This is a genomic window from Thiohalophilus sp., assembly GCF_031581315.1.
In the GTDB taxonomy this organism is placed as follows: domain Bacteria; phylum Pseudomonadota; class Gammaproteobacteria; order UBA6429; family Thiohalophilaceae; genus Thiohalophilus.
The window spans coordinates 1-25,580 of sequence record NZ_JAVLAZ010000024.1; the positions used below are offsets into that span (position 1 = coordinate 1).

The window sequence follows — 25,580 nt, forward strand, 5'->3', positions numbered from 1 at the left end:
TCTCCGCGCCTTTGCGCCTCTGCGTCCTCCGCGTTTATTCCCAGCAATATATCTATGGATGCGTCACGGCGTGCCGGGTTGGCAGTTCTGGGGGCACTGGTAGGTGATGTGTCGGGTGGCAGGCTGGCCGATCTGGTAGGCGGTGAGCTGGCCGCCCCAGACGCAGCCGGTGTCGATGGCGTGGACGTTGTCCTGGACGTGCAGGCCCAGGGCGGCCCAGTGGCCGAACAGGATGGTGGTGTCGATATTGACCCGTTGCGGCAGGTCGTACCAGGGATAGCAGTCGCCTGGCGGCTGACCGGGTCCGCCCTTGGCACTCAAATCCAGTGAACCGTCACTTCGACAAAAGCGCATGCGGGTAAAAGCGTTGCAGATAAAGCGTAATCTATCCCAGCCTTCGTGTTGTTCCGACCAGTCTGCCGGTTGATCGCCGTACATATTCTGAAAAAACGCGGGATAGTCGTTGCCGCGCAATACGGTCTCGAGTTCACTCGCATACTGTTGTGCCTGGGCCAGGTTCCAGAGCGGATAGATGCCGGCATGCACCAGGCAATAATCGAGTTCGGCGTCGTAGTGCAGTAACGGCCGTTGTCGCAACCAGTCGAGCAGTTCCGAAGCATCCGGTGCATCCAGTATGGCCTGCATGCTCGCATCATTGGTGCTGCCCACGCCTTCGGCCAGGGCCAGCAGATGCAGGTCGTGATTGCCAAGAACGGCGGTGACCGCGGGGTCAATCGATTTGACGTAACGCAGGCATTCCAGTGATTTGGGGCCGCGGTTGACCAGGTCGCCTACCAGCCAGAGTTGATCGCGTTCGGGATCGAAACCCAGCTTGTCGAGCAGGGTGCGAAACTCGTCATGGCAGCCCTGCAGGTCACCGATTGCATAGATAGCCATAAACTACTCTGTTTTTCTCAGTTCGATTTGATGAAACCAGCCGCCGGGCGCCAGCCGGATTTCCTCGATGAGTTGTAATTGCGGACATTGTGCCAGTAACGGTTCCAGTACGACATCGGTGCGAGTGGCAATATGGCGGATCACACTGTTCAATGCCCGTCGTACCGGGGCGCGCTCACCGTGACGCAGAAACTTGTCCAGGATCAGGATGCGCCCGCCAGGACGCACTACCCGGGTTGCCTCCTGCAGGGCGCGCTCCGGCACGGGCACGACGGCCAGGATCAGATGCATCAAAATACTATCGAATTGCTCATCGGCATAGGGCAGGTGCATGACATCGCCGCAGTGCAGCTGGATGTCATTGCGGTGTCCGACGCGTCGTTGCGCGCGGCGTAACATCGCCGTGGTCAGATCCAGCCCGATATAGGCGGGACCGGCGGGCAGTTCGGGAATGTCCAGCCCGGTACCGATACCGCTGACCAGTATGGTTTGATCCGTCGTTTCGGCAAGCCGCCTGAGACTGTTGCGCCGCATGCCAGCGGTCGGGCCGTTAACGATCAGATCATAGAGGGGCGCGAGCAGTGTATAACTGTGCTTGAGCGACATGCCATTAATGCAGGGTGCGGGGTATCGCCAGGGTGAAAGGAGCAATCTGTGCGTCGAACTCAACACCATCGTCGGCAATCATGTGGTAGGTACCCTGCATACTGCCGACCGGCGTTTCCAGGACCGTGCCGCTGGTATAACGAAACCGTTCCCCGGGTTCAAGATGGGGTTGTTCACCCACCACGCCTTCACCTTCCACTTCCTGCACCTTGCCATCGGCATCGGTAATGACCCAGTGACGGGTCAGCAGTTTGGCGGCGACCGAACCGTCATTGCGAATGGTAATGGTATAGGAGAAGACATACCGGTTTTCTTCCGGATCGGATTGCTCCTCGATATAGGCGGTTTCGACTTCTACCTGCGTATTATATTCGGGACTGGATTCATCCATTGTGATAACTGCCATCGGCTGTGGTTAATTTATTGCGGTTGGTGATCATCGCGATGTTTGTTGACATAGTCAATCGCCTTTTTTACGGCCTTGTCGACCTCCTGGTCTATCGCCTGGCGTTCTTCCTGTGTCATGTAAAAGGCCGTATCAACATTGTGGCGAACATAACGTGGCGGTAACTGATTGAGCGCAACGCAGGCAATGTCGGAGAGAAAATCGTCACTTTCACCTTGTAACTCGGTGTCAGTCAGTGTCAGTAGCTGGTCCAGGACCAGTTGTTCGTAATAGTTATGAATCGATTCAAACGCCATGTCGTCTCCAGTGATATCAGGGCTATGATTCCTGTATCGGTGTGTCGAGTTTTAACTTGACTGTATCAGGAATTCTGGCGCAGCTGGCCAGTGGGTTGCTCTCGGGCATCGATGAGATTCTGTTCTTCAAGCCACTGCCGGACTTCTTGGGCATCTTGCTCAAACCAGCGCCGGGCACTGCCGAGGCGGAAGCTGTAGCCCCAGCGATCCATGTCCTGCCACATGCGCTCCCGGCCCACGTGTGGCAGCTGCGCCGCCAGCAGAACCTGCAGATAACAGACGGCGTTTTCCTCGTCATAGCCGCCGCCGGCATCGGTGTGCAGCCGGGCCCGGCGGTGAGGATCCATGCAGATATAGTGACAGGCTTCATGCAGGGCGGACTGGATGGGTGTCTGCGAGCGAATGAACAGTCGATCGCCGATCAGCCCCGCCTCGGGATCGCCCCAGAAACTGCCCGGCAGCGGTTCGTGATCCGCAACCAGAACGATCTCCAGGGCGTAGGGCCGCAGCAGTTGGCGCAGGGCCGGCAGACCGACCGCGGCGCAGCTCATCACCTGATCGAGCGGGGAAGTGGGTATGGACATGCGGCAATTTTATCACGGCCGCCGGCCGCGATAGATAATGATCCGGACCCTGTCGCCGGGGTAGATCAGATCCGGGTCGTGAATATCGCTGTTTTCGGCCAGTTCGGGGTAGCGCCAGGGATTGTCCACATAGCGTTTGGCAATATCCCACAGGGTATCCCCGCGGGCCACCACGTGGACGATCTCTTCCCGGCTGGGCGGAGGCGCGGGCGGACTCTCCGACGTCGGGGGCCCGGCCTGCTCGTCGGCCGGCCGGGTTGCCGGGCTGCCGCCATCCGGCTGCCCGGTGTCGTTCTGCGCTTCTTCCGGCGGTGCGGCCACAGCCGGAACGGCGGGCGCCGGCGCCTCGAAAATCAGGGTAATCCCCTCGCTGTCCTGCTCGATACTGGCCCGGTAGGGTGGTGCCGTGCGCACCAGGCCGCCGAGGACGTGCGGGGTGGCGGTTTCCGTCGCTGACGCCGGTGTTGATTCCCCCTCCGGTTTTGATTCTGGCTCGGGTTCGGGTTCGTGCTCAGACCCGGGCTTCGGTCCGGAACCGGGTCCCTGTTGCGGTGCGGCGGGGGCCGGCTGGCGCGTCGCCGGCCGGGGGGCTGCTTCGCTCACGCTTGCTGGCGGCGGGGTTGGCAGGGCGACAGGCGGAGCCGGAGCCGGAGGTTCTTCGAGGGTCGCCTGCCGCATCGGGTCCGGGATGTCGCCAGCGGGATACCACAGATACACGCCGGTAGCGCCCCCGCCCAGCAGAAGCAGCAGAACGAGCAGGACGCCGAGCCCGCCGCCGGTCTCCTCTTCGGCCGGGCGGGGGTGAGCGGGGTTCGATGTGGCTGGCACCGGCGCGGCTCTGGCAGTTTGGGTAACGGGGGCTGTCGACGGGGCCGGGGCAGGTTTCGGTTGGCCTTGCGGCGCGGGCCGGTCGCTGCTGACGGGGGCGGCCGTCGGTCGTGTCTGTGCAGGCGGGGCAGTGGGTTTTGTTGGGTCGGAGTCCGGTGTGGTTCGCGCTGGGGTCGCGGTTGCTGCCGGCTGACGAGGTTCGCCCGGCACCGCCGCCGGGGATGTCTTTGCCCTGGCGGGCTTAACGTCCGGCCGACTTTCGGACGGTTCGACAGCAGACGACGGCGGTGTCGGTGCAGATGACGCCGGGGTCGGTTCTGGGGGCGATCCGGGATCGGATGTCGGGGGCCGGGTTGTCTGCAGCCCGGTCGCGTCGTCAGGTTGTGACGCGCGGGGTTGGTGCTTACTGACCACCTGAGCTTTCGGGGACGCGGGTTCATCGGCCGGCGCCAGTTGGGCCAGGTACTGACGCAAAAAGCCCGCCGGGTGCAGGTGAGGCAGTTGCTCGAACTCGGTATACAGGTGAATCTGATCCCGGTAGAGCAGGGTGCGGCTGAAGGTGTCGCGCGGCAGATGGGGCGGCAGCCCGCCCCAGCCCTCGGCGGGATAGCGAATCACATCCACGATCCGATCCACCCAGAAGCCGGTGTAGCCCTGCCCCAGCCGGGTGATGACCAGCCGCCCGGGTTCCCAGCGATCCGGCTCGATACCGAAGCGCTGGCGCAGGTCGATGACACTGACAATATGCTGGCCATGGCGGAAAATCCCCGGGCGCGCGGCGTCACTGCCCGGCGGATGGGTCAGATCCGGCGGCAGCACAATCTGCTCAATAGGCCCGGTCGGCGCGCAACAGCGCACCGGCCCCACCTGATAGATCAGCAGGGCATCGGCGTCGTGCAAAGAAGCCATAATCCGTGTCAGCTCGGGATGGTTGTTCTTCTATAGCGGCCCGCCGCGGCGGTTATTAATAGCGTTGTGGGGAAACCGGGAAGGCGGTCGCGCTTTTACGGCGTAGGCTGGGAATCTACGCGGAGGACGCAGAGGCGCGGAGGCGCAGAGAAAACAATTATTTCGCTTTCTTTTGATAGAAATATCGGGTTGCTAATCGATTGTTCAGTCAATTGGCATGTTAAAGATACAAAAACTCTCCGCGCCTCTGCGTCTCCGCGCCCTCCGCGTTTACATTGGGAGAGGAAAAGGTCGCATTGCATGGGAGGCCAGCGACTTTTATCGTTGTTAGTTTTTTGTGGTCAGCGCGTTGGCGAGGGTGGCGAAGGCGGCCAGGTCGAGTTGTTCGGGGCGTTCGGTGGGATCGATGCCCAGTTCCTGCAGGCGGGCCTCGCTGAGATAGCCCTTGAGGGAGTGACGCAGCATCTTGCGGCGCTGGCTGAACAGGCGATTGACCAGCCAGGCGAGCTGCTGGACGTCGTTGACCGCCACCGGCGGTCTGGGGTGCGGGATGAGGCGGACGATGGCCGATTCGACTTTAGGCGCCGGGTGGAACGCCCCCGGCGGGACAATGAACAGTCGTTCGGCCCGGCAGTAATAGTGCAGCATCACGCCGAGCCGGCCATAGGCCTTGGTGCCCGGGACGGCGGTGAGGCGATCCACGACTTCCTTTTGCAGCATGAAGTGCATATCCGCGATGCACTCCAGCTGTTCCATCAGATGGAATAGCAGCGGGGTGGAGATGTTATAGGGCAGGTTGCCGATCAGGCGCAGTTTTGCCTCGCCCGTGCGCAGCTGGCAAAAATCAAAGCGCAGGGCATCGGCGTTATGCACGCTGAGTTTTCCGTTCACATCGAGTGCCTCCAGCTGCGCGAGCAGATCCCGATCCAGCTCGACCACATCCAGATGTTTTACCGTTTCCAGCAGCGGCCGGGTCAGGGCGCCCTGACCGGGGCCGATCTCCACCAGCGGGTCGTCCGGACGGGGAGCGATGGCGTCGATGATGCGCCGGATGACGCCCGGGTCGTGCAGAAAGTTCTGGCCGAAGCGTTTGCGCGGGCGGTGCGAGGAGCGGGTCATGGCGGTCAGTCGGTTTCGGCCGCGCGAATCATCTCGCCGGCCACTTCGATGGCATAGCCAAGGCTGCCCGGATCGGCGCGGCCGCTGCCGGCCAGCTCCAGCGCCGTGCCGTGGTCCACCGAGGTGCGCACGAACGGCAGGCCCAGGGTGATGTTCACCGCCTGTCCGAAGCCCATGTGCTTGAGCACCGGCAGGCCCTGGTCGTGGTACATCGCCAGCACCGCATCGATCCCTTCCAGCCCGGCCGGCGTGAACAGGGTGTCGGCCGGCAGCGGCCCGATCAAATCCAGTCCTTCGCGGCGCAGGGCGTCCAGCGCCGGTTCGATGACCTCGATCTCCTCACGCCCCAGGTGGCCGCCTTCGCCGGCATGGGGATTGAGACCGCAGACCTTGATCCGCGGCGTGGCACAGGCGAAGTGGCGACGCAGCTCGCGATCCAGGATACGGATGACGGTGGTCAGATTCTCGCGGGTGATGGCATCGGGCACCTCGCGCAGGGCCAGGTGGGTGGTGGCCAGTGCGACCCGCAGCCCGGGGGTGGCGAGCATCATGACCACGCGCGCGGTGGCGGTGGCGTCGGCCAGGTACTCGGTGTGGCCGGTGAAGCCGATGCCGGCGTCGTTGATCACCCCTTTGTGAACCGGGCCGGTGACCAGTGCATCGAAATGGCCCGCCTGGCAACCGGCCACGGCCCCGTCCAGGCAGGCCAGGACATAGGCGGCGTTGGTCGGATCGAGCTGGCCGGCTGTGACGGGGACGTTCGTCGGGACCCTCTGGCAGGCCAGCTGCCCGGCGCCGGTAACTGGTGCGTCGCCGGGGTGCCAGGGCAGCAGGCTCAGCGGCAGGTTCAGCTGGCGGGCCCGTTGCTCCAGAAGCTCGGGGTCGGCCAGCGCGACCAGGCTGGTCTCGCGGGGCTGCTGGGCGGCCTGAATGAGTAAATCGGGGCCGATGCCGGCCGGCTCGCCGGGGGTTAGGGCAAGGGTAGGCGGCCGGGGTGTCACTGGTTCAACCGGATATCCACATACGCTTCGGCGCGCAGCTGACGCAGCCATTGTTCGATGGCCTCATCGCTTTTGCGCTTGTGGATGGACTGGCGGGCCTGGATCCGCTGGTACTGTTCGGTGTCGTCGTGCTTGCGCCGCGAGAGGACCTCGACAATGTGCCAGCCAAAACGGCTCTGGAAGGGCTCGCTGATCTGGCCCGGTTCGAGCTGTTTCGCGACTTCCTCGAAGCGGGGCACCATGCTGCCGGGACTGAACCAGCCCAGGCTGCCGCCTTCGGCGGCGGAACCGGTGTCATCCGAGTGGGCGCGGGCCAGATCGGCGAAGCTCTCACCCCGTTGAATCCGCTCGCGCAGGCGCGCCAGTCGCTGGCGGGCGTCGGCATTGGAGACCAGCTGATTGGGCCGGATCAGGATATGCCGGGCCAGGGTCTGTTCGACGATCCGCCGCTGTTCGCTGGTGCGCCGGTCGACCAACTTGAGGATATGAAACCCGCTGGAACTGCGCTGGGGTTCGCTGATATCGCCCGGTTCCATGTCGACAATAATATCCGCCAGCGCGCTGGGCAGTTGCCCGCCCTTGCGCCAGCCCAGGTCGCCGCCCTGCAGGGCATTCTGGCCGCTGGAGACGGCCACGGCGGTCTGGTGAAAGTCGGCCCCCAGACGCAGGCGGTTATAGACCTGCCGGGCTTTGGCTTCTGCTTCCTGGATTTGCCGGGGGGTGGCGCCATCGGGTACGCCGATCAGGATGTGACCGAGACGGAATTCGTCATTCAGTCCCTGGCGGTTTTCCATGTTGCTCAGGTAATTGTTCACTTCCTGTTCGGTGACGTTGACGCTGTCCTCGACCCGGCGCTTGCGCAGCTGGTTGACGATAATTTCGTTGCGGATATTTTCGCGAAAGGCCGAGAAGCTCATGCCGTCACGGCGCAGGACCTCCTGAAACCGGGGCAGTGTCAGGTTGTTTTCGCGGGCGATATTGTTAATCACCTGGTTGACCGTCTCGTCATCCACCCGGATGCCGGCTTTTTCGGCCAGTTGCAGCTGTAATTCCTCGATGATCAGGTTTTCCAGCACCTGGCGTTCCAGGGTCTGTTCATCGGGCAGGCTCTGCTGTTGTTGCCGGGCCTGGCTTTTGATGCGTTCGAGCCGTTCATCCAGCTCGACCCGGGTGATGACATCGTCGTTGACGATGGCGACCACGTGATCGAGCTCCTGGATCGGAGCGGCAAAGAGGGGGGCGGTGCCCGGCACGACAAGGCCGAACAGCAGGCCAAAAATAAGGTGTTTCATGATACGAGACAAGCGGTTAACAACAGGCCGACAAGCATAACACAGGCGGGCCCGCCTGATGCCAGGATTCCGATGCCGGGATTTGCGCGACCAGGATCCAGCGCGACAGTTACTCCCCGAAGCTGGCCAGCCCCTTGAGCTCCAGAACCAGCAACAGGGTGTTCTCCTCGGGCCGGTCGCTGCTGACAAAGCGTTTGCCGGCTTCCAGGCTCAACCCCCAGCAGCAGCTGTCGTAACGCAGGCCCAGGACCGATTCCAGTTCCCGCTGGTTTTCCATGTCATAGAGTCGCCGGCCATGGAAACCCCAGCGAGGATTGAGCCGCCAGTTAAAACCGGCCTCGCTGGTCTCCAGCCGGTCCCGCTGAAAACGGTAGGCTGCGGCCAGCGACAGGGTATCCCAGGGCGAGTAACGCAGCCGGGCGTTGCCGATGGTGACCTCATCGTCCTGTGGTGACCAGGTGACATCGCTGTCGAAGGCCCAGCGGTTATTGGGCCGCAGATCAAACTCGCCGATGATATTCGAGCGTTGGCGCGGATTGGTCACATCGCCGGCCAGCGTGACCCGTCGATCCTCGAAGTAGAAAACCTGCGCCAGTCGGGCCATCAGCAGCTCCTGGCCCGTTTGCTGATTCAACAGGCGGGTGGTGAGCGCCGCGGTCAGGTGGTTGGTGTCGCCGATGCGATCGACCCCGTCGAAACGGTCGGCGCGAAACAGGTCATTAATATTGAAACTGCGAAAGGCGCTGTCGAACACCGGAATATCGCTTTGATCCCGATAGGGGATGTAGGCATAAAACAGTTGCGGCTCGAGCGTGTGCAGCAGATCGGTCCCGCCGATGCGGGTATCGCGTTCGAAAAACAGCCCGCTGTTGAGACTGAAAATCGGCACCGTGCGGGTCAGTTCGGGCTCGCTGCTGATCGTCTGGGGATCCAGATCGTAGCGGGTGTAATGCAGGGATAACTTCGGTTCGGCAAAGCCGTAGACGCTGCGCAGCGGCAGGCTGATCGACGGCTCCACGGCCAGCCGGCTGCCTTCGGGCACGGTCGGGGCATCGCGATGGGCGAATTCCACCCACTGGGCATCGAAGTGGTAATTGAGCGCGTTGTCCCGCTGCGGCAGACGGGAGGTCAGTCCCAGTTGCGGCAGGCGTTGATAGGTTTCGTTGCCGTTGATGACCTGATGACTCTGGGCCAGGGAGGTGAACTGCCAGCGGTCGGCGTTGTAAACCAGCTGACCGCGACGTTGCAGATGGGTGGTGCTGGTGGCACTGAGATCGTTACCGAAATCGAACAGATGATCGGTATCGGCGACTGAATTGTAATCCACCTGTCCGCTCCAGCCGGCATCGGCCCGCCCTTCGTGCTGCCAGCGGATGCGTTCGCGATCCTCCCCGTACAGCTCGTCGTCGGGCAGATAATGCCAGTCCAGCTGGCCATTGTTGTTGGCCGACAGATAACGGAACTCGGTTTGTAACATGGTCCCGCGGCGGCTCATGTGGTCGAGCGTGAGCGTCGCATCCATTTGCGGGGCGATATTCCAGTAATAGGGCACCACGACCCGGGTACCGTGTTGATCCGAATCGCCAATTGAGGGATAGAGCAGACCGCTTAACCGTTCGTCGCCGATGGGAAAACGCATGTAAGGCAAATACAGAAACGGGACGCCCTTGAAGCGAACCACCACGTTGCTGGCCGAGCCCTGACGGTTTTCATTATTGAGCATGATATGGCCGGCGCTCAGCAACCAGTCGGGATCGCCGATATCACAGGTGGTATAGGTGGCGTTATCCAGTTCGGTACGGTACTTGTCCAGAACCCGGAGGGTGTCGGCCCGCCCCTGTTTATTGCCGGCGGTCCGATAGGTGGCGGTGCGGACTTCGCCGGTGCCGGCGGCCATGTTCATATCCGCCTCGGCCCCGGTAATCAGCAGGTCGTTTTGCAGGAGTCGCACATTGCCCTCGGCGTGCGCGGTATCCTGCTGGCGATCGTAGTCGACCCGATCCGCCATTAACTGGCGGAGCCCCCGGCGCACCACTACCGCACCGCGAAACACACTGACAGCCTCGAGACTGATGTCGGCATTATCGGCTTCGATGTGAGTACGTGGGTCATCCGGATCGCCCTCCACGCGGGGCAGGGGAGCGTGGCTGGCGGGCGGGCAGAGTCCGCCGCCTGTTTCGCTCCCTGTCCCGCCCGTTACCTCATCCGAGGTCACCACGGTCTGCGCCCCGGCCGACGCACTGGCACATAGTATGATCGCCAGTAACCCGGCGCGCAGGCGTCGCGGCGGACAGAAACGGGAATGACAGACGGATTGACGCAAGATGGCCTCGAGGTTGCGGGTCGGTTGTAATGCCGCGCCGGGTGGTCGGGTTATGGTATGTTGGCATTATACATGGTCACAGGTTGAACACCCCAGGCCCGGTTAACACTAAATGCGGTTGCCGTGCGGCCCGGGCTCCCGACAATCGGTATAATTTGCCCTGACAGAGGTAAAAGGCAAACTGTTTTGGATACACGCTTGCAGCAACTCGAACAGTGGCTGGCCACGCAGGGCTATCACCACTACACCCTGGAACCGGCTTCCGCCGACGCCAGTTTCCGGCGCTATTTTCGCATTCAGCATGACCGGGCGAGTTTTATTGTCATGGATGCGCCACCGGAAAAAGAGGACACCGCGCCGTTTATCCGGGTCGCCGATCTGATGATGGCGGCGGGACTGCATGTCCCGCAGATTATGGCGCGGGATACCGCACAGGGTTTTTTGCAACTGAGCGATCTGGGTACACAGCTGTACCTGCCGGCATTGAACGAGAACAGTGTCGACGCCCTGTATGGCGATGCCCTCAGCGCCCTGTTACAACTGCAACAACATCCGGTCCCCGACTGGTTGCCCGAATACGATCGCGCCCGATTATTGCAGGAGATGCAGCTGTTTGCCGACTGGTATCTGCAACGCCATCTGGGGCTGGAGCTGGATGCGCAACAGCAGACGGTTTTACAGGAGAGCTTTGAACATCTGGCCGGTGTCGCACTGGAACAGCCCGAAGTGATCGTGCATCGCGATTATCATTCGCGCAATCTGTTGTTGAGCGATCCCAACCCCGGGGTGATCGATTTTCAGGATGCGGTCCATGGTCCGGTCACTTATGATCTGGTTTCCCTGTTGCGCGACTGTTATATCGCCTGGCCACGCGAGCAGGTCGAGCAGTGGGTAGTGGATTATCTGCAGGGGGCGCAAGAGGCCGCAATTGTTGACTCCCAGGTGACGGTCGACCAGTTTTTACGCTGGTTCGATCTGATGGGTATACAGCGCCATCTCAAGGCCAGCGGGATTTTCGCGCGCCTGAACTATCGTGACACCAAGCCCGGTTATCTGGCCGACATTCCGCGTACCCTCGGGTATGTTCTGCAGATCGTAGAGGACTACGACGAGCTGGCCGGGTTTGCCGAACTATTGCAAAGCCTGGAGGTGCCCCGGCGACTGGAGCAGGTTACGCCGCGGAGTGTGTCGGCATGAAAGCGATGATCCTGGCCGCCGGTCGTGGCGAGCGTATGCGGCCGTTGACCGATACCTGTCCCAAACCTTTATTAAAGGCCGGCGGCAAGGCGTTGATCGAATATCATATCGAGGCACTGGCCGCGGCGGGGATCGAGGAGATCATGATCAACCATGCCTGGCTGGGCGATCAGATCGAACAAACCCTGGGCGGCGGTGAGCATTACGGCGTGGCGTTGCATTATTCCCACGAAACGACCGCGCTGGAGACCGCCGGTGGCATCATCCAGGCCCTGCCGTGGCTGGGCGAGGTATTTATCGCGCTCAACGCCGATATCTGGACCGACTATCCCATGACACAGTTGCCCGCCGATCCCGAAGGGCTGGCGCATCTGGTGATGGTGGATAATCCGGCCCATCACCCGCAGGGTGATTTTGGCCTGCGGGATCACCGTCTGGATGAACACCATCAACCGCGTCTGACCTTCAGCGGCATCGGGGTTTACCGGGCCGGGCTGTTTGCCAGTCTGGCGCCGGGGGTGCGACCGCTGGGGCCGTTGTTGCGCGAGGCCATGCAACAGGGCAAGGTGAGCGGGGAATATTATTCAGGTCAATGGCGGGATATCGGCACACCGCAGAGACTGGCTGAACTGGATGCGCAACTGGGCGGTGAATAAGAGCCATGGGTGAAGAGATACACAACAGCCAGTTCGATTCGGAGGATTACGCCCGCTTCGAACAACGTCTGCAACAGGAAACCGCCCTGCTTAAAAGCTGGTTGCAGGAAGGGGCGCTGTCTACGAGCGAACCGCAGGGCGGCTTCGAGCTGGAAGCCTGGCTGGTGGATGATGAGTTGCAGCCGGCGCCGATTAACGAAGCGTTCCTCAAACGTCTGGATACCCCGCTGGCCTCGCCGGAGCTGGCCAGTTTCAACTTTGAGGTCAACAGTACCCCGCGTTATCTGGTCGGTGAAGTCTTCACCGCCATGCATAACGAGTTGATCGAAACCTGGCGCCATTGTACCGACACTGCCGAGGCGCTGGACGCCCGGGCGGTGATGATCGGTATTTTGCCGACCGTGGAGAATGAATCGCTGACCCTGGCCAACATGTCAAGCATGCAACGTTATCGGGCCCTGAATCGGGAAGTGGTGCGCATGCGCCACGGTAAACCGCTGGTCTTCGATATCAATGGCGAGGAGCATTTGCGGGTGACGCATCGCGATGTGATGCTCGAATCGGCCGCCACTTCTTTCCAGATTCATCTGAAGCTCACGCCGCAAAACGCGGTGCCGCTGTTCAATGCCAGTATCATTCTGGCCGGGCCGATGGTCGCCCTGAGTGCCAACTCGCCGTTTCTTTTCGGTAAAAGCCTGTGGGATGAAACCCGCATTCCGGTCTTCGAGCAGGCGGTCGCCGTGGGCGGGTATGATGCGGCCCGCTTTGGACCAATTCGCCGGGTGACCTTCGGCAACGGCTATGTCAAACAGTCGCTGATGGAATGCTTCGAGGATAATCTGGCCCATTATCCGGTCATGCTGCCGGTGGATCTGGGCGAGGCACCCGAACAACTGGCCCACCTGCGTATGCATAACGGCACCATCTGGCGCTGGAATCGTCCGCTGATCGGGTTTGATGAAGATGGAATGCCACATCTTCGGGTGGAACACCGGGTAGTGCCGGCGGGGCCTACCCTGATCGATACCATTGCCAATGCCGCTTTTTACTACGGGGCAGTCACCGCGCTGGCGAGTATGCAGATTCCTCCGCGCCGGCAACTGGCTTTCGATCGGGCGCGAGACAATTTCTATACCGCGGCTCGCTTCGGCCTGCGTGCCCGGCAACAATGGTTCGAGGACAAACAGTTGTCCGCCAGCGAACTGATTCAAAAAGTATTATTGCCCCTGGCCCGGGACGGGCTTGCGCAACTGGGCGTGGCCGAATCGGACAGCCGCCATTATCTGGCGATTATCGAGCAACGGGTGGCGAGCGGCCGTAACGGTGCTCGCTGGCAACGCGATTATGTCAAACAACACGGCAAGGATATGCATGCCCTCACAGCCGCCTATCTCGAACGCCAGCAACAGGGAGATCCGGTCCATGAATGGTCCCTCTGAAAACGGACTGACATTTCTCGATGCGTTGCCGTCGGGCTTGCTGGATCTGCCCGCCCGGCGTCTGCATGAACAGTTAAGTGGTCCGACACTGATCCGCTTGTCGGGTGAGGATCCCCGCCCGTTGTTTATTTCGGTGCTGCTGCACGGCAATGAGACCACCGGCTGGGATGCCATGCGGGCGATCCTGAAAAAATATGCGCACCTGCCGCGCAGTGTGTATCTGTTCATCGGCAATGTCGCAGCCGCGGCGCAGGGTCAACGCCATCTGCCACAGCAGGCAGACTATAACCGGATCTGGCAGGGCGACGGCGAAACTGCCGAGTATGCCATGGCGCGTGAGTTGCTGGCCTGGTTACAACAACAATCGTTGTTTGCCGCCATCGATATCCACAACAACACCGGCACCAACCCCCATTACGCCTGCGTTAATCGTCTGCAGGATGATTATCTGCATCTGGCGACGCTGTTCAGTCGCACCGTGGTCTATTTTCTCAAGCCGGACACGGTGCTCTCGATGGCAATGTCCAATCTGTGCCCGGCGGTCACCATCGAATGTGGCAAGCCCGATGATGCGCGCGGCGTGGCGCACGTGATCGAATTTATCGAGGCGGCCCTGCATCTGTCGGCGTTTCCCGATCATGCGATGGCCCCGCAGGATGTGGATCTGTTTCATACGGTGGCGGTGGTCAATGTGCCCGAACAGTGTTCGGTCGCGGTGGGCGATGAGCGGGCCGACATCGATCTCAGTCCGACCATCGATCATTACAATTTCAGCGAGTTGCCGCCCGGCACCAGTTTCGGACGCTTCCGGGCGGATTGCGAGCTGGCCCTGCATGCCCGCGATGAACAGGGCAATGAAGTCAGCGGCCGCTATTTCGAATTGCGCGACGGCGGGATTTATACCCGTGTGCCGGTCATGCCCTCGATGTTGACCCTGGATGCCGAGATTATCCGCCAGGATTGTCTTTGCTATCTGATGGAGCGCCTGCCGCTACCCGGCGCTGACTGAATACACGGCGCTGCCTGTGCTTGCCGCGGCATGGTAAATTGTTATAATCATTAAAGTTTTTATACAAGGTTATTGATGACGATGAAGCTCAGGGTGGCGATCGGTGCGCTGTTGTGGTTCCTTTCGGCGGGCCTGTCGGCCAGCACGCTGGATGAGGCACAGTCGCTGTTGCAGGCGGGACAGGCCGAACAGGCATTGACCCTGATCGACAGGCAGCTGGAAGCGACACCCGATCATGGCGACGGGCTGTTTCTTCGGGCCCGCGCCCTGACGGCCCTGGCGCGGCCCGGGCCGGCGGAACGCACCTATCGGCAATTGATCGAACACCACCCGCAACGCATCGAGGCCTATAACAATCTGGCGGCGTTACTGGTGGAGCAGAATCGGCTGGCGCAGGCCAGTCAGATACTGGAGCAGGCCCTGACCGATATCGATCCGGCCTATGCCGCGGTTTACCGTAATCTGCAGACAGTGAATGTGGAAATTGCCCGGGCTTCCTATGGCAAGGCGTTGCGGGTGGATGTGCCCGAGCAGAGCGTCAGCCTCGCGACTCTGAACCTGGTCGACTCGCCGCGCCCGGCCCAGGCCCCGCCGGAGAAGGTCAATACGGAGCAGGCCGAAGTTGTCGAGGCTTCGCCGGCCATCCCGCTGGAGGCGGGCGAACCGACGGCCATCGAACAGACCGTCCGCGACTGGGCCCGGGCCTGGGCCGCGCAGGACGTGGGACGTTATTTGTCGTTTTACGCCGGGGATTTTCGCCCGGACGACGGGCTTACCCGCGAGGGCTGGGAACAACAACGCCAGGTGCGATTGCGGCGTCCCGAATGGATCCGGGTTGAACTGGAGAAACTGCGGATTGCGGAACAATCCGCGCAACAGGTTGTGGTGGAATTTATCCAGAAATACCGTTCCGATACCTACGGGGATGTCACCCATAAACAATTGATCCTCAGCCGTGAGAATAATGGCTGGCGTATCAGCCAGGAAAAGACACTTTGACTATTTACCGCCATGGTTTTTTAACCGGATTACTGCTCGGTAGCAGCCTGCTGCTGCCGGGTGCCCTGCAGGCGGAACCAACCCTGCTGGCGAATCTGGCCACGCGCGAGAACCCGGGCGCGCCCCTGAGCCTGGAACGGCAGCTCGGCGAGGCCCTGTCACATCTTGACAAACGCCTGGCCGTCCATCCCGCCGATCATGAAGCCAGTCTGTTAAAAGGATTGATCTATTTTCGCAGCGGCAATCTGGAGGCGGCACTGCGTGAGCTCGATGCGTTGCGCCAGCGGGCCCCCAATTTCCAGCTGGCACACATGGTCTACGCCGACCTGCGCATGATGAAATGGCGTCCGGTCAACGACATCGGTAATGCGCAACTGTTTGCCAGTCTCAGTCGTGAGGCCCGCGATGTCCTGCAGGGTCTGCAACAGGAAGCTGATTATCGTCTGGGCGTGCATCTCGACAAGGAACTGCACTCCCGTATCCCGCGCCAGATCCTGACTCTGAGTGACAACGTCGGGCATGCCATCGTGGTGGACAAGTCACGCCACCGGTTATTTTTGTTCGAACGACAGGGTAAGGCTCAACCGCCGCGTCTGGTCCGGGATTACTATGTCAGTACCGGGCGCAAGCAGGGTAACAAGGTGGTGCGGGGCGATCTGCGTACGCCCGAAGGGGTTTACTTTGTCACCAACTGGATACCCGATGAAGAGTTGCCCGAGCGCTATGGCATCGGGGCGTTTCCGGTCAATTATCCCAACGAACTGGATCGCAAACAGGGCAAGACCGGTTACGGTATCTGGCTGCACGGCACCGAACGCGAATTCTACAGCCGCCCGCCGCTGGACAGTGAAGGCTGCGTGGTACTCTCCAACTACGATCTCGACGCGATCAAACATGAGATCAAACCCGGCGTCACGCCGGTGATCATCACCTCGCGCATTGACTGGATTGACGAGCAGACCTGGCGCAACGAACGTCACGAAATCCTGCAGGCCCTGCAACAGTGGGAACAGGACTGGGAAAGCCTGGATACCGAACGTTACCTGTCACATTATGCCGACAGCTTCTGGACCCGCTCGCACGATATTCAAAGCTGGAAACGCTACAAACGCCAGGTCGCGCAATCCAAGACCTTCCAGGATGTCAAACTCGAGGACATCTCCCTGTTCAGCTATCCCCGGGTCGAAAACCAGCAGGGCGATCTGGTCGTGGCCCGCATGCACCAGACCTACCGCTCCAACAACTTCAACAGCGAAATACAAAAACGCCTCTACCTCACCCGCCGCGACGGCCAGTGGCGCATCGTCTACGAAGGCCGCTGATCTTTGCGTCATTGTATAGAGTCCTGTAAATAACGCAGAGGACGCGGAGGCGCAGAGTCGCGGAGAAAAAAGAATTATTACTACTTATTTCTCACCATCTTCTCTCTAACCGATTACCGTACATTGAATTATCGAACCATGATTAAGGCATAAGGTTCATTCTAATTAATTCTCTGCGTCTTTGCGCCTCCGCGTCCTCCGCGTTTTCTTTCCCGCTTTATCTGGTTGTACTGATTAGTAGCGCACGCTATACCAGAGGCGGCCGAGGAGTTCGTGCAGGGCTTTGCGGCTGTCTTCGAGGGCACCGGCGTCGGGGACGAATTGCAGCAGCAGGGGCCGGGCGCGGGTGCTGTAGGCGGTGGGGGCGGGGGTGACGTCGAAGCCCTGTTGTTCAAAGGCGCTGACGGAGCGAGGCATGTGCCAGGCATGGGTGACCAGAGCAATGCGGTTGATGCCGGCGCGCTTGAGATGAATCTGGCTGTAGCGGGCGTTTTCCCAGGTATTGCTCGAGGCGCTTTCCACCCATTTCACCGGAATGTTGAATGCCTGCTCCAGAGTCTGGCGCATCAGCTCGGCTTCGGCGACCGGGCGAGCATAGGGATTGCCGCCGGTAACCAGTACCGGTAACCGGCTCTGGCGCTGCAGGCGGGCGCCATAACGCAACCGTTCCAGGGTATGTTTTGACACGGTGTCCTGGCCATTGAATTCCGGTGCATCGGCATAACGGCCGCCGCCGAGAATCACAATGGCCTGAACACGTTGTTCCTTGAGTTTTGTCGCGTTAAGTGGCGGGGTCTGTTCCAGCAGGGCCAGCAGATTGTTGGAAACAATCGGCAGACTGGCGGCGATCAGAAGAACAAAGCCGCCGACGACCAGTATTTTGCCCGTCACAAAGAAACGCCCGATCAATAAAGAACCGAGCAGCATCATCAGGATCATCAATCCCGGTGGCATCAGCAGGGATTCAACAAGTCTTATCAGCAGTATTTCCAAAACCGTGCCCCGTCGTTGTTATATGGATTATGGGGTACAACCGTTATTTTACTGGATCAGGTGATCGCTTCTCCGGCGGCCTGTTTATCCGCATGGTAGGACGAGCGCACCATGGGTCCACTGGCAACATTACTGAAGCCCATCTCATAGCCGAGGGTTTCCAGTTGCTTGAATTCCTCCGGGGTGACATAACGACTGACCGGCAGATGATGCGGTCCCGGTTGCAGGTATTGTCCCAGGGTCAGCATGTCACAGTCATGTTCGCGCAGATCCTGCATCACCTGTTGCACTTCCTCAAGATTTTCGCCCAGCCCCAGCATTAACCCCGATTTGGTTGGCACCCCGGGATGTTGTTGTTTGAATTGCTGGAGCAGTTTCAGCGACCAGGCGTAATCGGCTCCCGGACGGGCCTGTTTGTACAGGCGGGGCACAGTCTCGAGGTTATGATTGAACACATCGGGCAGCGCCACGGCCAGCTCGTTCAGTGCCCTGTCCATGCGACCGCGAAAATCGGGTACCAGGATCTCGATGCGGGTGCCGGGACTTTGTTGTCGCACGGCCTCGATGCAGCGCGCGAAATGGGCACCGCCGCCGTCGCGCAGATCGTCGCGATCCACGGAAGTGATCACCACATAACGCAATTGCATGGCGCCGATGGTGACGGCCAGGTTATGCGGTTCCTGTTCGTCGAGGGGATCGGGGCGGCCATGGGCCACATCGCAAAACGGGCAGCGCCGGGTACAGACCTCGCCCATGATCATAAAGGTCGCGGTACCGTGTGCAAAACATTCGCCCAGATTGGGACAGGCCGCCTCTTCGCAAACCGTATACAGATTGTGTTCGCGCAGCAGTTGTTTCAGCCGACCCACTTCCGGCGAATTGGGTGAGCGGGCGCGAATCCAGCGCGGTTTGGGTAACGGTTTGTCCGCCGGGACCACCTTGATCGGAATGCGATCGGTCTTGGATTTGCCCTTGAGCGGATTGGCGGGGCGCGGTGGTGTGTCCTGCGAATTGGTATCGGACGGCTGGCTCATGGGATTATTCCGACGGTATTTCCCGAGCATTGTAGCCCAGATTGGTGAGTAAATGGGCAACGAATCGATCGCTGATCGTTTCCAGGCTGTCGCTGACACCCAGATCGCGCATCCGGGTCACGGCCATGCCCGCGTATCCGCAGGGGTTGATACGGCTAAACGGCGCCAGATCCATATCGATGTTCAGGGCCAGGCCGTGATACGTGCAACCCTGTTTGACGCGCAGACCGAGCGCCGCGATCTTGGCGTCTTCGACATAGACACCGGGGGCATCGCGCCGTCCGTGCGCCTGGATATGATAATCGGCGAGCAGATCGATAACCGTCTGTTCCAGCGCGGTGACAAACTCGCGAATCCCCATCCCCAGTCGTTTCAGATCCGCCAGGGTATACACCATCAGCTGACCCGGTCCGTGGTAAGTGACCTGGCCGCCGCGATCGATGGGGATCACCGGAATATCGCCGGGGTCGATCAGGTGTTCGGGTTTGGCGTTGCGCCCCAGGGTAAAGACCGGCGGATGTTGCAACAGCCACAGTTCGTCCGGCGTGTCGGGCTGGCGCTGCTGCGTGAACGCCTGCATTTCGTGCCAGATCGGCTCATACTCGCACAGGCCTCGCTGGCGAATCCGCAGGCGTTTTTCGGGTAACGGATGATTCACGGCTAGAGGGTCATCAGGACGGCATCGCTGGCATTGAGGTCCAGATAAATGCGGTCCAGCTGGGCCTTGCTGGTGGCGGTCACCGTGACAGTCAGGGAGACATAGTTACCCTGGCGGCTGTCGCGGCGGGTGATGTCCTTTTCGCTCAGCTCCGGGGCATGTTTGCTCACCAGTTCCATGACCAGCGATTGCATATCCACGTCACTGCGGCCCATGACTTTGATGGGAAACTCGCAGGGAAATTCCAGAAACGTTTCTTCCTCACTCATAGGTAATTCCGAAATGATTTAAATTCTTTGATATAGGCAAATTTTCTGTATTGCAAGAGATGGAAAGGACCAGGTTTGGTTGCAATAAAAGGGTATACCTGATTCTGTATGAATTTAGGTGTTGTCCGCAAATAAACGCGAATGAACGCAAATTTTCATGATCATTTGCGTTGATTCGCGTGCATTTGCGGATTTTATTGCGGTGCCCAGGTTCATCATGTTGCCTGGCGCAACTCGTCCTTGTAGTCCTGGTAGATGGCGTACATCTTCTGCCACAGGGAGCCGGGACGGCCGTCGCCGACCGGGTGGCCATCGAGGCGGGTGACCGGCAGAATCTCCCGGGTGGAGCTGGTAATCCAGAGCTCCCCGGCTCGCGACAGCTCCTCGCGGCTGATATCCCGTTGCTCGCAGGGGACGCCGTGTTTATCCGCCAGCTCGACTACCAGATCGCGGGTAATCCCCGGCAGCAGACACTCGCCCTTGGGCGGTGTCAACAGAACCCCGTCCAGTACAATAAATACATTACTGGCGGCACCTTCTGTCACCTTATCGTCCTTGAGCAGAATCGCCTCGGCGGCGTCGGCGTCCAGGGCCTGCTGACGCAACAAAATATTGGGTAGCAGGGCAATGCTCTTGATATGGCAGTATTGCCAGCGGATATCGTCCAGGGTAATGGCGGCCACGCCTTCTTCCAGCAGCTCGGCGTCCACCGGTTTGAACGGATTGCTCATGACAAACACAGTGGGTTGCGCCGTGGCGGGAAAACCGTGATCGCGTTTGGCCACGCCGCGGGTGACCTGCAGATATAAAGACTGATCACCGCCGCCATTGTGCTCGATGATCTGTTGCAGGATCTGCGTCCAGTCCTCATTACTTAGCGGATTGGACAGGTACACGCCGTTGAGACTGTCATTGAGCCGTTGCAGGTGATGGTCCAGGCGAAACGGTTTGCCGGCATAGACGGGAATGACTTCATAAACACCGTCGCCGAAAATGAAACCGCGGTCCAGTACCGGAACGCAGGCTTCATCCAGCGGCAGATAGTTGCCGTTCAGATAGCAGATGGATTCGGACATGTTCGTTTGTCGCCTGCTTATTTGAACATGAGCTTGATGTTATCCACCAGCTTGCGCCAGATGCTGCCTTCTTTGACATCCCGCAGTGCCACCAGCGGTTCGCTCGCCAGCACTTCCTCGCCAAGCATGACATTGACGGTGCCGTATTCCTGGCCTTTCTTTGCCGGCGCCATGATCATTGAGTCCACTTTCATATTGGCTTTGACATCATCACGTTGGCCTCGCGGGATGGTGACATGCAGTGGTGCCTCCAGTCCCAGCGGTACCACATCCTGATCGCCTTTCCAGATACGCATTTCGGTCAGCGGTTCGTCGACATCATGTAACTGGAAAGTTTCGTAGAAACGAAAACCGTAGTTAAGCAGTTTACGACTGGCATTGTCACGCTGGCTGTCACTATCGGCACCCATGACCACGGCAATCAGGCGCATTTCATCATTGACGGCCGAGGAGACCAGGCAATACCCGGCCGATTCGGTATGGCCGGTCTTGATCCCATCAACCCGGTCGTCCAGCCATAACAGCCGGTTGCGGTTGGACTGCTTGATCCCGTTATGCGTAAAACGCCGTTCGGCAAACATGGCGTATTCCTTCGGGAAATCATTTATCATTGCGCGGGAAAGTGTGGCCAGATCCTCGGCGGTCGTGTAATGATTCTCATCCGGCCAGCCGGTGCTGTTGGCGAAGTGGGTATCGTTCATACCCAGTGCCTGTGCATGACGGTTCATCAGGGTCACAAAGCTCTCTTCACTACCGGCGATATGTTCCGCGAGGGCGATACTGGCATCATTACCGGACTGGACAATGATGCCGCGCAGCAGATCTTCCACGCTGACCTGCGAGTTGTACTCGACGAACATGCGCGAGCCGTCGGTATGCTTGTAGCGGGCGTTTTTGCTGATGCGGACTTCGTCATCCAGGTTGATGCTGCCATTGCGCAGGGCATGAAACGCCACATAGCTGGTCATGATTTTGGTGATACTGGCCGGCTCGACCCGGGCAGCGGATTCATGATCGACCAGCACCCGGCCACTGTCATGATCCATCAGCAGCCAGGAGGTCGCTGGCAACTGCGGCGGTGCGGGAACCAGATCCGGAGCGGCGTTCAGAGCGGGGCTGAGCACAGCGGCCAGCAGGGCGATGACGGGCATTACAAAGCGCATTTTGTTCCTCGATAGCGGGAATGGATTTTGTCCATTTTACCGGCTGACGCGCGGGAAACCCAGCCATCTGTCGCAAAATGGCCGGTTTATCTCTGCATACAGGAAAACGTCAGTCGATGATCAGGCGGGGCTGGCCCAGACCGTTGAGGATGATCCGCTCGATCAACCGGTCAGCCTGTTCGCGGCTGGCCAGGGGGCCGATACGTACCCGATAGAGCCGGGTGTCATCGTGAAAGGCAGCAGCCACATTCAGATTGTTGAATTGCCGATCCAGCCGGGTACGCAGTTGCTCGGCGTTATCGCGGCTGGAGAAGGCGCCGACCTGGATAAAGATCTCGCTGTTAGTGTACGAACTGGCGGGGGCGGGCTGGGCTGTGTCGGCGGATTTTTCCGGTACCTGGCGGCCCATGCGGGCGGCGATATACCGCGAGGAAGTGCCCTGCTGTTTGACCTGCATCGGGCGTGCCGGTTGTCGGGGATCAATGGCTCTTACCTGTACCGGGGCAGTGCCCTTGCCGGTCATTCCCAGCTTCTTGGCCGCGGCATAGGAGAGATCGATGATACGTCCGGGATGAAACGGGCCGCGATCGTTAACTTTCACGATAATCTTTTTGCCGTTCTCCAGGTTGGTGACCTCGGCGTAGGTCGGCAGCGGCAGAGATTTGTGGGCTGCCGTCATGGCGTACATGTCGTAGGTTTCGCCACTGGAGGTGCGATGGCCGTGGAATTTTTTGCCATACCAGGACGCGTGGCCGCGCTCCACATAACCCTGGCTGCTGCTCTTGACGTAATAACGGCGGCCGTTGACCACGTAGGAGTCAGGATTGCCGTAACGGCTGCGGGGTTCAACCCGCGGGACGGCATCGGGAATGCGCGAGGCATCGAAATCATCGTCCGGCGCGCTGTCATGCTGCATGGCATAACGCGAGTTGCCGCCGCCGGCACAGGCCGCCAGCAGGCCGGCGGCACAGACAATGAGAAGGGCGTGTTTCACTGACGCTCCCCCCTGAATCAGACTAGTTATTACGGGCGGCGGCGATCAACTCGCTCAGCTGGTACACCGCCATGGAATACAGCGCACTATGATTATAGCGGCTGATGACATAAAAGTTATGCCAGGTGACCCAGTATTCCGGCCCGGTATCGGTTTCCAGTTCGATCAGGTTGCCCTTCAGATCGCGCGGAATATCCCGGGGCAGAATCACGCCGTTATCCAGCATTTCCTGCTGGGTGTAGCGCGCTCGCAAGTCATTGTCGAGCAGCTGGCGATATTTTTTGCCATGTACCTTGACCTTGTGAGCCACCGGTTGACCGGGTTTCCAGCGATGCTTGTGAAAATAATTGGCGACACTGCCGATGACATCGTCCGGATTGCCCCACAGATCCCGCTTGCCGTCACCGTCAAAGTCGATGGCGTAGCTGCGGAAGCTGCTGGAGATAAACTGCGGCATACCCATGGCGCCGGCATAGGAACCTTTTTGTTTCAGCGGGTTCAGATCTTCCTCGCGGGTCATCAACAGGTATTGTTCAAGCTCCTTGCGGAAAAAACTGCTGCGCGGCGGATAGGCGAAGGCCAGCGTGGCCAGCGCGTCAAGCACGGGATAACGCCCGGCATGCCGGCCATAACGGGTTTCGACACCGATGATAGCCGTGATGATTTGCGGCGGCACACCGAATTTTTCTTCCGCCCGCTGCAGGGCGTCACGATGTTCGCGCCAGAAGCGTACCCCGCCGCTGGTGCGATCGCGGGTGACGAAAATAGGACGGTAATCATGCCACGGCTTGCTTTCCGCCGGGCGGGAGATGGCATCGAGGATACTTTGATGCAGACGTGTATCATCAAACATCCGGCGCAGCCGGTCGGTGTCGAAATTGTGCTTCTGATTCATCTCCTGGATGAACGTCTGCAGCTGCTCATTGTTGGAAAAATCCTGCGCGGGGGAAGCGATACTCAGGAATAGGCCCAGTGATAACAGGGTAAAACGAACGATTTTCATTACAGCTACTGCACTCTGTCAGGTTGATATAAGGCGCCGATGTGTGTGGATGGACATAAGAATACCGAAACCGGCCATCAGGGTCACTATCGATGTGCCGCCATAGCTAATCAGTGGCAGGGGAACGCCGACCACCGGCATCAGCCCGGAGACCATGCCGATATTGACCAGGACATAGATAAAGAATGTCAGGGTAACACTCCCGGCCAGCAAGCGATTGTAGGTGTCCTGCGCCTGGGCGGTGATCAGCAGACCACGGGCAATCACCACGCCATAGAAGAACAGCAGCAACAGAACGCCCAGCAGGCCGAATTCCTCGCTGTAGACCGCGAAAATAAAGTCGGTAGAGCGCTCCGGCAGAAAATCCAGGTGCGCCTGCGTGCCATTGAGCCAGCCCTTGCCATGGATGCCGCCCGAGCCGATGGCGATGGTGGACTGAATGATATGGTAGCCGGAGCCCAGCGGCTCGATCTCCGGGTTCAGGAAGGTCAGCACCCGTTGACGTTGATAATCGTGCAGCAGGTAATTCCAGACCAGCGGTGTGCTGGCGGTCAGGGCGACCAGGGCGCCGAGGATGAAACTCCAGCGCAACCCGGCAAGAAACAGCACGAAAAAACCGGCACTGGCAATCAACAGGGCCGTGCCCAGATCAGGCTGGCGGGCGATCAGCAGCGTGGGCACGATCAATAACAATAACGCCATCAGCAAACGCTTCGGTGAGGGCGGGATTGCCGCAATGCACAAATACCAGGCGAGCATCATCGGTACCGCGAGTTTCATGATCTCCGAGGGCTGAAAGCGGAACAGACCGAAGTCCAGCCAGCGCTGGGCACCACCACCGCTCTGGCCAAAGGCGAGCACGGCCAGCAGCAATATCAGCCCGAGGGCGTATAACCAGGGCGACCAGTGGCGAATGGTGTCCGGTTGCAGCTGGGCGATGCCTAGCATGACGATAAATCCGATCAGCAGCCGCAATGCGTGGCGTATCAGCAGTTCGGTGTCGCGATCCGAGGCGCTGTAAAGGACGAACCCGCCGATAATCGCCAGCACCAGCAAGGCAAGCAATAACGGCAGATCCAGATGCAGTCGCTGCAACGACTGGCGGCCGGCACTGATCCGGTTTTCGTTGGCGAACTGATGGCTGTCAGTCAGGCTCATGAGGCGGATCCTGGTTGAGTAGATAGTGATCCATAATCCGGCGGGCAATCGGCGCGGCCGAGGAGCTGCCACTGCCGCCGTTTTCCACAATTACCGCGACCACGATACGGGGATCGTCCACGGGAGCAAAGCTGATAAACAGTCCGTGGTCACGCAGGTGTTTGACGACATCTTCCTCGACATACTCTTCATCCTGGGCGATACCGAAGACCTGGGCGGTGCCGGTCTTGCCGGCGGCTTCGTATTGCATACCGTAGCCGGTCCCCCTGGCGGTACCGGTGCGACCGTGGATGACATCGCGCATGGCTTTGATCACGGTCTGCCAGTGATCTTCCTCGATATCCTGGAT

The 25,580-nt window shown here is 59.9% G+C and carries 26 protein-coding genes; 6 read left to right on the forward strand and 20 right to left on the reverse strand.

The features are described from left to right. Window positions 1–63: 63 nt before the first annotated feature. The 10 genes from RI563_RS05155 to RI563_RS05200 form a co-directional block, all read right to left on the reverse strand. Entirely contained in the window at window positions 64–897 is an 834-nt protein-coding gene (locus tag RI563_RS05155) for a symmetrical bis(5'-nucleosyl)-tetraphosphatase (RefSeq protein ID WP_310693285.1), read from the reverse strand. A 3-nt stretch (window positions 898–900) separates the two neighbouring features. After that, window positions 901–1,503: a class I SAM-dependent methyltransferase gene (locus tag RI563_RS05160; RefSeq protein WP_310693286.1), complete on the reverse strand. Its 603-nt coding sequence runs from the start codon at window positions 1,501–1,503 to the stop codon at window positions 901–903. A 4-nt stretch (window positions 1,504–1,507) separates the two neighbouring features. Next, window positions 1,508–1,909 carry a Co2+/Mg2+ efflux protein ApaG gene (gene apaG, locus RI563_RS05165; RefSeq protein ID WP_310693287.1) on the reverse strand — a complete coding sequence of 134 codons (402 nt, stop codon included), beginning with the start codon at window positions 1,907–1,909 and terminating at the stop codon, window positions 1,508–1,510. A 14-nt stretch (window positions 1,910–1,923) separates the two neighbouring features. Further along, window positions 1,924–2,205 carry a late competence development ComFB family protein gene (locus tag RI563_RS05170; protein WP_310693288.1) on the reverse strand — a complete coding sequence of 94 codons (282 nt, stop codon included), beginning with the start codon at window positions 2,203–2,205 and terminating at the stop codon, window positions 1,924–1,926. A 65-nt stretch (window positions 2,206–2,270) separates the two neighbouring features. Continuing rightward, window positions 2,271–2,789: a hypothetical protein gene (locus tag RI563_RS05175; protein WP_310693289.1), complete on the reverse strand. Its 519-nt coding sequence runs from the start codon at window positions 2,787–2,789 to the stop codon at window positions 2,271–2,273. Between the two features lie 12 nt (window positions 2,790–2,801). After that, window positions 2,802–4,526: a chemotaxis protein CheW gene (locus RI563_RS05180; RefSeq protein ID WP_310693290.1), complete on the reverse strand. Its 1,725-nt coding sequence runs from the start codon at window positions 4,524–4,526 to the stop codon at window positions 2,802–2,804. Between the two features lie 327 nt (window positions 4,527–4,853). Next, window positions 4,854–5,645 (reverse strand): 16S rRNA (adenine(1518)-N(6)/adenine(1519)-N(6))-dimethyltransferase RsmA, encoded by a 792-nt coding sequence (gene rsmA / locus RI563_RS05185; protein WP_310693291.1) that lies wholly within the window; start codon window positions 5,643–5,645, stop codon window positions 4,854–4,856. Between the two features lie 5 nt (window positions 5,646–5,650). Then, window positions 5,651–6,697: a 4-hydroxythreonine-4-phosphate dehydrogenase PdxA gene (pdxA, locus tag RI563_RS05190; RefSeq protein WP_310693292.1), complete on the reverse strand. Its 1,047-nt coding sequence runs from the start codon at window positions 6,695–6,697 to the stop codon at window positions 5,651–5,653. Continuing rightward, a complete protein-coding gene (locus tag RI563_RS05195) occupies window positions 6,643–7,938 on the reverse strand; it encodes a peptidylprolyl isomerase (RefSeq protein ID WP_310693293.1) in 1,296 nt (431 codons plus the stop codon). The genes pdxA and RI563_RS05195 overlap by 55 nt, the downstream gene beginning before the upstream one ends. Window positions 7,939–8,047: 109 nt before the next feature. Next, window positions 8,048–10,261, reverse strand: coding sequence for an LPS-assembly protein LptD (locus RI563_RS05200; RefSeq protein ID WP_310693294.1), 2,214 nt, complete (start codon window positions 10,259–10,261; stop codon window positions 8,048–8,050). Between the two features lie 186 nt (window positions 10,262–10,447). On the opposite strand from RI563_RS05200, the gene RI563_RS05205 reads away from it, so the two are divergent. The 6 genes from RI563_RS05205 (at window position 10,448) to RI563_RS05230 (ending at window position 16,883) form a co-directional block, all read left to right on the forward strand. Next, window positions 10,448–11,458: an aminoglycoside phosphotransferase family protein gene (locus RI563_RS05205; RefSeq protein ID WP_310693295.1), complete on the forward strand. Its 1,011-nt coding sequence runs from the start codon at window positions 10,448–10,450 to the stop codon at window positions 11,456–11,458. Next, window positions 11,455–12,114: an N-acetylmuramate alpha-1-phosphate uridylyltransferase MurU gene (gene murU, locus RI563_RS05210; protein ID WP_310693296.1), complete on the forward strand. Its 660-nt coding sequence runs from the start codon at window positions 11,455–11,457 to the stop codon at window positions 12,112–12,114. Before RI563_RS05205 ends, murU begins: the two co-directional genes overlap by 4 nt. A 5-nt stretch (window positions 12,115–12,119) precedes the next feature. Beyond that, window positions 12,120–13,553 (forward strand): glutamate-cysteine ligase family protein, encoded by a 1,434-nt coding sequence (locus RI563_RS05215; RefSeq protein WP_310693297.1) that lies wholly within the window; start codon window positions 12,120–12,122, stop codon window positions 13,551–13,553. Continuing rightward, window positions 13,537–14,562 carry a M14 family metallopeptidase gene (locus tag RI563_RS05220; protein WP_310693298.1) on the forward strand — a complete coding sequence of 342 codons (1,026 nt, stop codon included), beginning with the start codon at window positions 13,537–13,539 and terminating at the stop codon, window positions 14,560–14,562. The genes RI563_RS05215 and RI563_RS05220 overlap by 17 nt, the downstream gene beginning before the upstream one ends. A 75-nt stretch (window positions 14,563–14,637) precedes the next feature. Next, on the forward strand, window positions 14,638–15,561 hold the full coding sequence (locus tag RI563_RS05225) for a tetratricopeptide repeat protein (RefSeq protein ID WP_310693299.1): 924 nt from the start codon (window positions 14,638–14,640) through the stop codon (window positions 15,559–15,561). Continuing rightward, entirely contained in the window at window positions 15,558–16,883 is a 1,326-nt protein-coding gene (locus RI563_RS05230) for a L,D-transpeptidase family protein (RefSeq protein WP_310693300.1), read from the forward strand. Before RI563_RS05225 ends, RI563_RS05230 begins: the two co-directional genes overlap by 4 nt. A 234-nt stretch (window positions 16,884–17,117) precedes the next feature. Here RI563_RS05230 and RI563_RS05235 read toward each other — a convergent pair whose 3' ends face one another. The 10 genes from RI563_RS05235 to RI563_RS05280 all read right to left on the reverse strand — a co-directional run. Continuing rightward, window positions 17,118–17,876, reverse strand: a complete 759-nt coding sequence (locus RI563_RS05235) for a YdcF family protein (RefSeq protein WP_310693301.1) — start codon at window positions 17,874–17,876, stop codon at window positions 17,118–17,120. Between the two features lie 56 nt (window positions 17,877–17,932). Further along, window positions 17,933–18,910, reverse strand: coding sequence for a lipoyl synthase (gene lipA, locus RI563_RS05240; RefSeq protein WP_310693302.1), 978 nt, complete (start codon window positions 18,908–18,910; stop codon window positions 17,933–17,935). A gap of 4 nt (window positions 18,911–18,914) precedes the next feature. Beyond that, window positions 18,915–19,568, reverse strand: a complete 654-nt coding sequence (gene lipB / locus RI563_RS05245; protein ID WP_317622859.1) for a lipoyl(octanoyl) transferase LipB — start codon at window positions 19,566–19,568, stop codon at window positions 18,915–18,917. A gap of 2 nt (window positions 19,569–19,570) precedes the next feature. Further along, on the reverse strand, window positions 19,571–19,837 hold the full coding sequence (locus RI563_RS05250) for a DUF493 domain-containing protein (protein ID WP_310693303.1): 267 nt from the start codon (window positions 19,835–19,837) through the stop codon (window positions 19,571–19,573). A gap of 215 nt (window positions 19,838–20,052) precedes the next feature. Continuing rightward, a complete protein-coding gene (locus RI563_RS05255) occupies window positions 20,053–20,913 on the reverse strand; it encodes a D-amino acid aminotransferase (RefSeq protein WP_310693304.1) in 861 nt (286 codons plus the stop codon). A 17-nt stretch (window positions 20,914–20,930) separates the two neighbouring features. After that, window positions 20,931–22,076, reverse strand: a complete 1,146-nt coding sequence (locus RI563_RS05260; protein ID WP_310693305.1) for a D-alanyl-D-alanine carboxypeptidase family protein — start codon at window positions 22,074–22,076, stop codon at window positions 20,931–20,933. Between the two features lie 109 nt (window positions 22,077–22,185). Continuing rightward, a complete protein-coding gene (locus tag RI563_RS05265; RefSeq protein WP_310693306.1) occupies window positions 22,186–23,070 on the reverse strand; it encodes a septal ring lytic transglycosylase RlpA family protein in 885 nt (294 codons plus the stop codon). A 22-nt stretch (window positions 23,071–23,092) separates the two neighbouring features. Beyond that, a complete protein-coding gene (gene mltB / locus RI563_RS05270; protein ID WP_310693307.1) occupies window positions 23,093–24,073 on the reverse strand; it encodes a lytic murein transglycosylase B in 981 nt (326 codons plus the stop codon). An 18-nt stretch (window positions 24,074–24,091) separates the two neighbouring features. Further along, complete coding sequence (rodA, locus tag RI563_RS05275) at window positions 24,092–25,231, reverse strand: rod shape-determining protein RodA (RefSeq protein ID WP_310693308.1); 1,140 nt, start codon at window positions 25,229–25,231, stop codon at window positions 24,092–24,094. Beyond that, window positions 25,218–25,580: penicillin-binding transpeptidase domain-containing protein (locus tag RI563_RS05280; RefSeq protein ID WP_310693309.1), on the reverse strand; the 363-nt coding region annotated here is incomplete at its 5' end. The genes rodA and RI563_RS05280, both read right to left, overlap by 14 nt.

Coding starts and splice junctions, on each gene's coding strand:
- RI563_RS05155 (WP_310693285.1), bottom strand. CDS start 897: ATGGCTATCTATGCAATCGGTGACCTGCAGGGCTGCCATGACGAGTTT.
- RI563_RS05160 (WP_310693286.1), bottom strand. CDS start 1,503: ATGTCGCTCAAGCACAGTTATACACTGCTCGCGCCCCTCTATGATCTG.
- apaG (WP_310693287.1), bottom strand. CDS start 1,909: ATGGCAGTTATCACAATGGATGAATCCAGTCCCGAATATAATACGCAG.
- RI563_RS05170 (WP_310693288.1), bottom strand. CDS start 2,205: ATGGCGTTTGAATCGATTCATAACTATTACGAACAACTGGTCCTGGAC.
- RI563_RS05175 (WP_310693289.1), bottom strand. CDS start 2,789: ATGTCCATACCCACTTCCCCGCTCGATCAGGTGATGAGCTGCGCCGCG.
- RI563_RS05180 (WP_310693290.1), bottom strand. CDS start 4,526: ATGGCTTCTTTGCACGACGCCGATGCCCTGCTGATCTATCAGGTGGGG.
- rsmA (WP_310693291.1), bottom strand. CDS start 5,645: ATGACCCGCTCCTCGCACCGCCCGCGCAAACGCTTCGGCCAGAACTTT.
- pdxA (WP_310693292.1), bottom strand. CDS start 6,697: ATGGCTGCGTCAGCTGCGCGCCGAAGCGTATGTGGATATCCGGTTGAA.
- RI563_RS05195 (WP_310693293.1), bottom strand. CDS start 7,938: ATGAAACACCTTATTTTTGGCCTGCTGTTCGGCCTTGTCGTGCCGGGC.
- murU (WP_310693296.1), top strand. CDS start 11,455: ATGAAAGCGATGATCCTGGCCGCCGGTCGTGGCGAGCGTATGCGGCCG.
- RI563_RS05215 (WP_310693297.1), top strand. CDS start 12,120: ATGGGTGAAGAGATACACAACAGCCAGTTCGATTCGGAGGATTACGCC.
- RI563_RS05220 (WP_310693298.1), top strand. CDS start 13,537: ATGAATGGTCCCTCTGAAAACGGACTGACATTTCTCGATGCGTTGCCG.
- RI563_RS05225 (WP_310693299.1), top strand. CDS start 14,638: ATGACGATGAAGCTCAGGGTGGCGATCGGTGCGCTGTTGTGGTTCCTT.
- lipA (WP_310693302.1), bottom strand. CDS start 18,910: ATGAGCCAGCCGTCCGATACCAATTCGCAGGACACACCACCGCGCCCC.
- RI563_RS05250 (WP_310693303.1), bottom strand. CDS start 19,837: ATGAGTGAGGAAGAAACGTTTCTGGAATTTCCCTGCGAGTTTCCCATC.
- RI563_RS05255 (WP_310693304.1), bottom strand. CDS start 20,913: ATGTCCGAATCCATCTGCTATCTGAACGGCAACTATCTGCCGCTGGAT.
- RI563_RS05260 (WP_310693305.1), bottom strand. CDS start 22,076: ATGCGCTTTGTAATGCCCGTCATCGCCCTGCTGGCCGCTGTGCTCAGC.
- mltB (WP_310693307.1), bottom strand. CDS start 24,073: ATGAAAATCGTTCGTTTTACCCTGTTATCACTGGGCCTATTCCTGAGT.
- rodA (WP_310693308.1), bottom strand. CDS start 25,231: ATGAGCCTGACTGACAGCCATCAGTTCGCCAACGAAAACCGGATCAGT.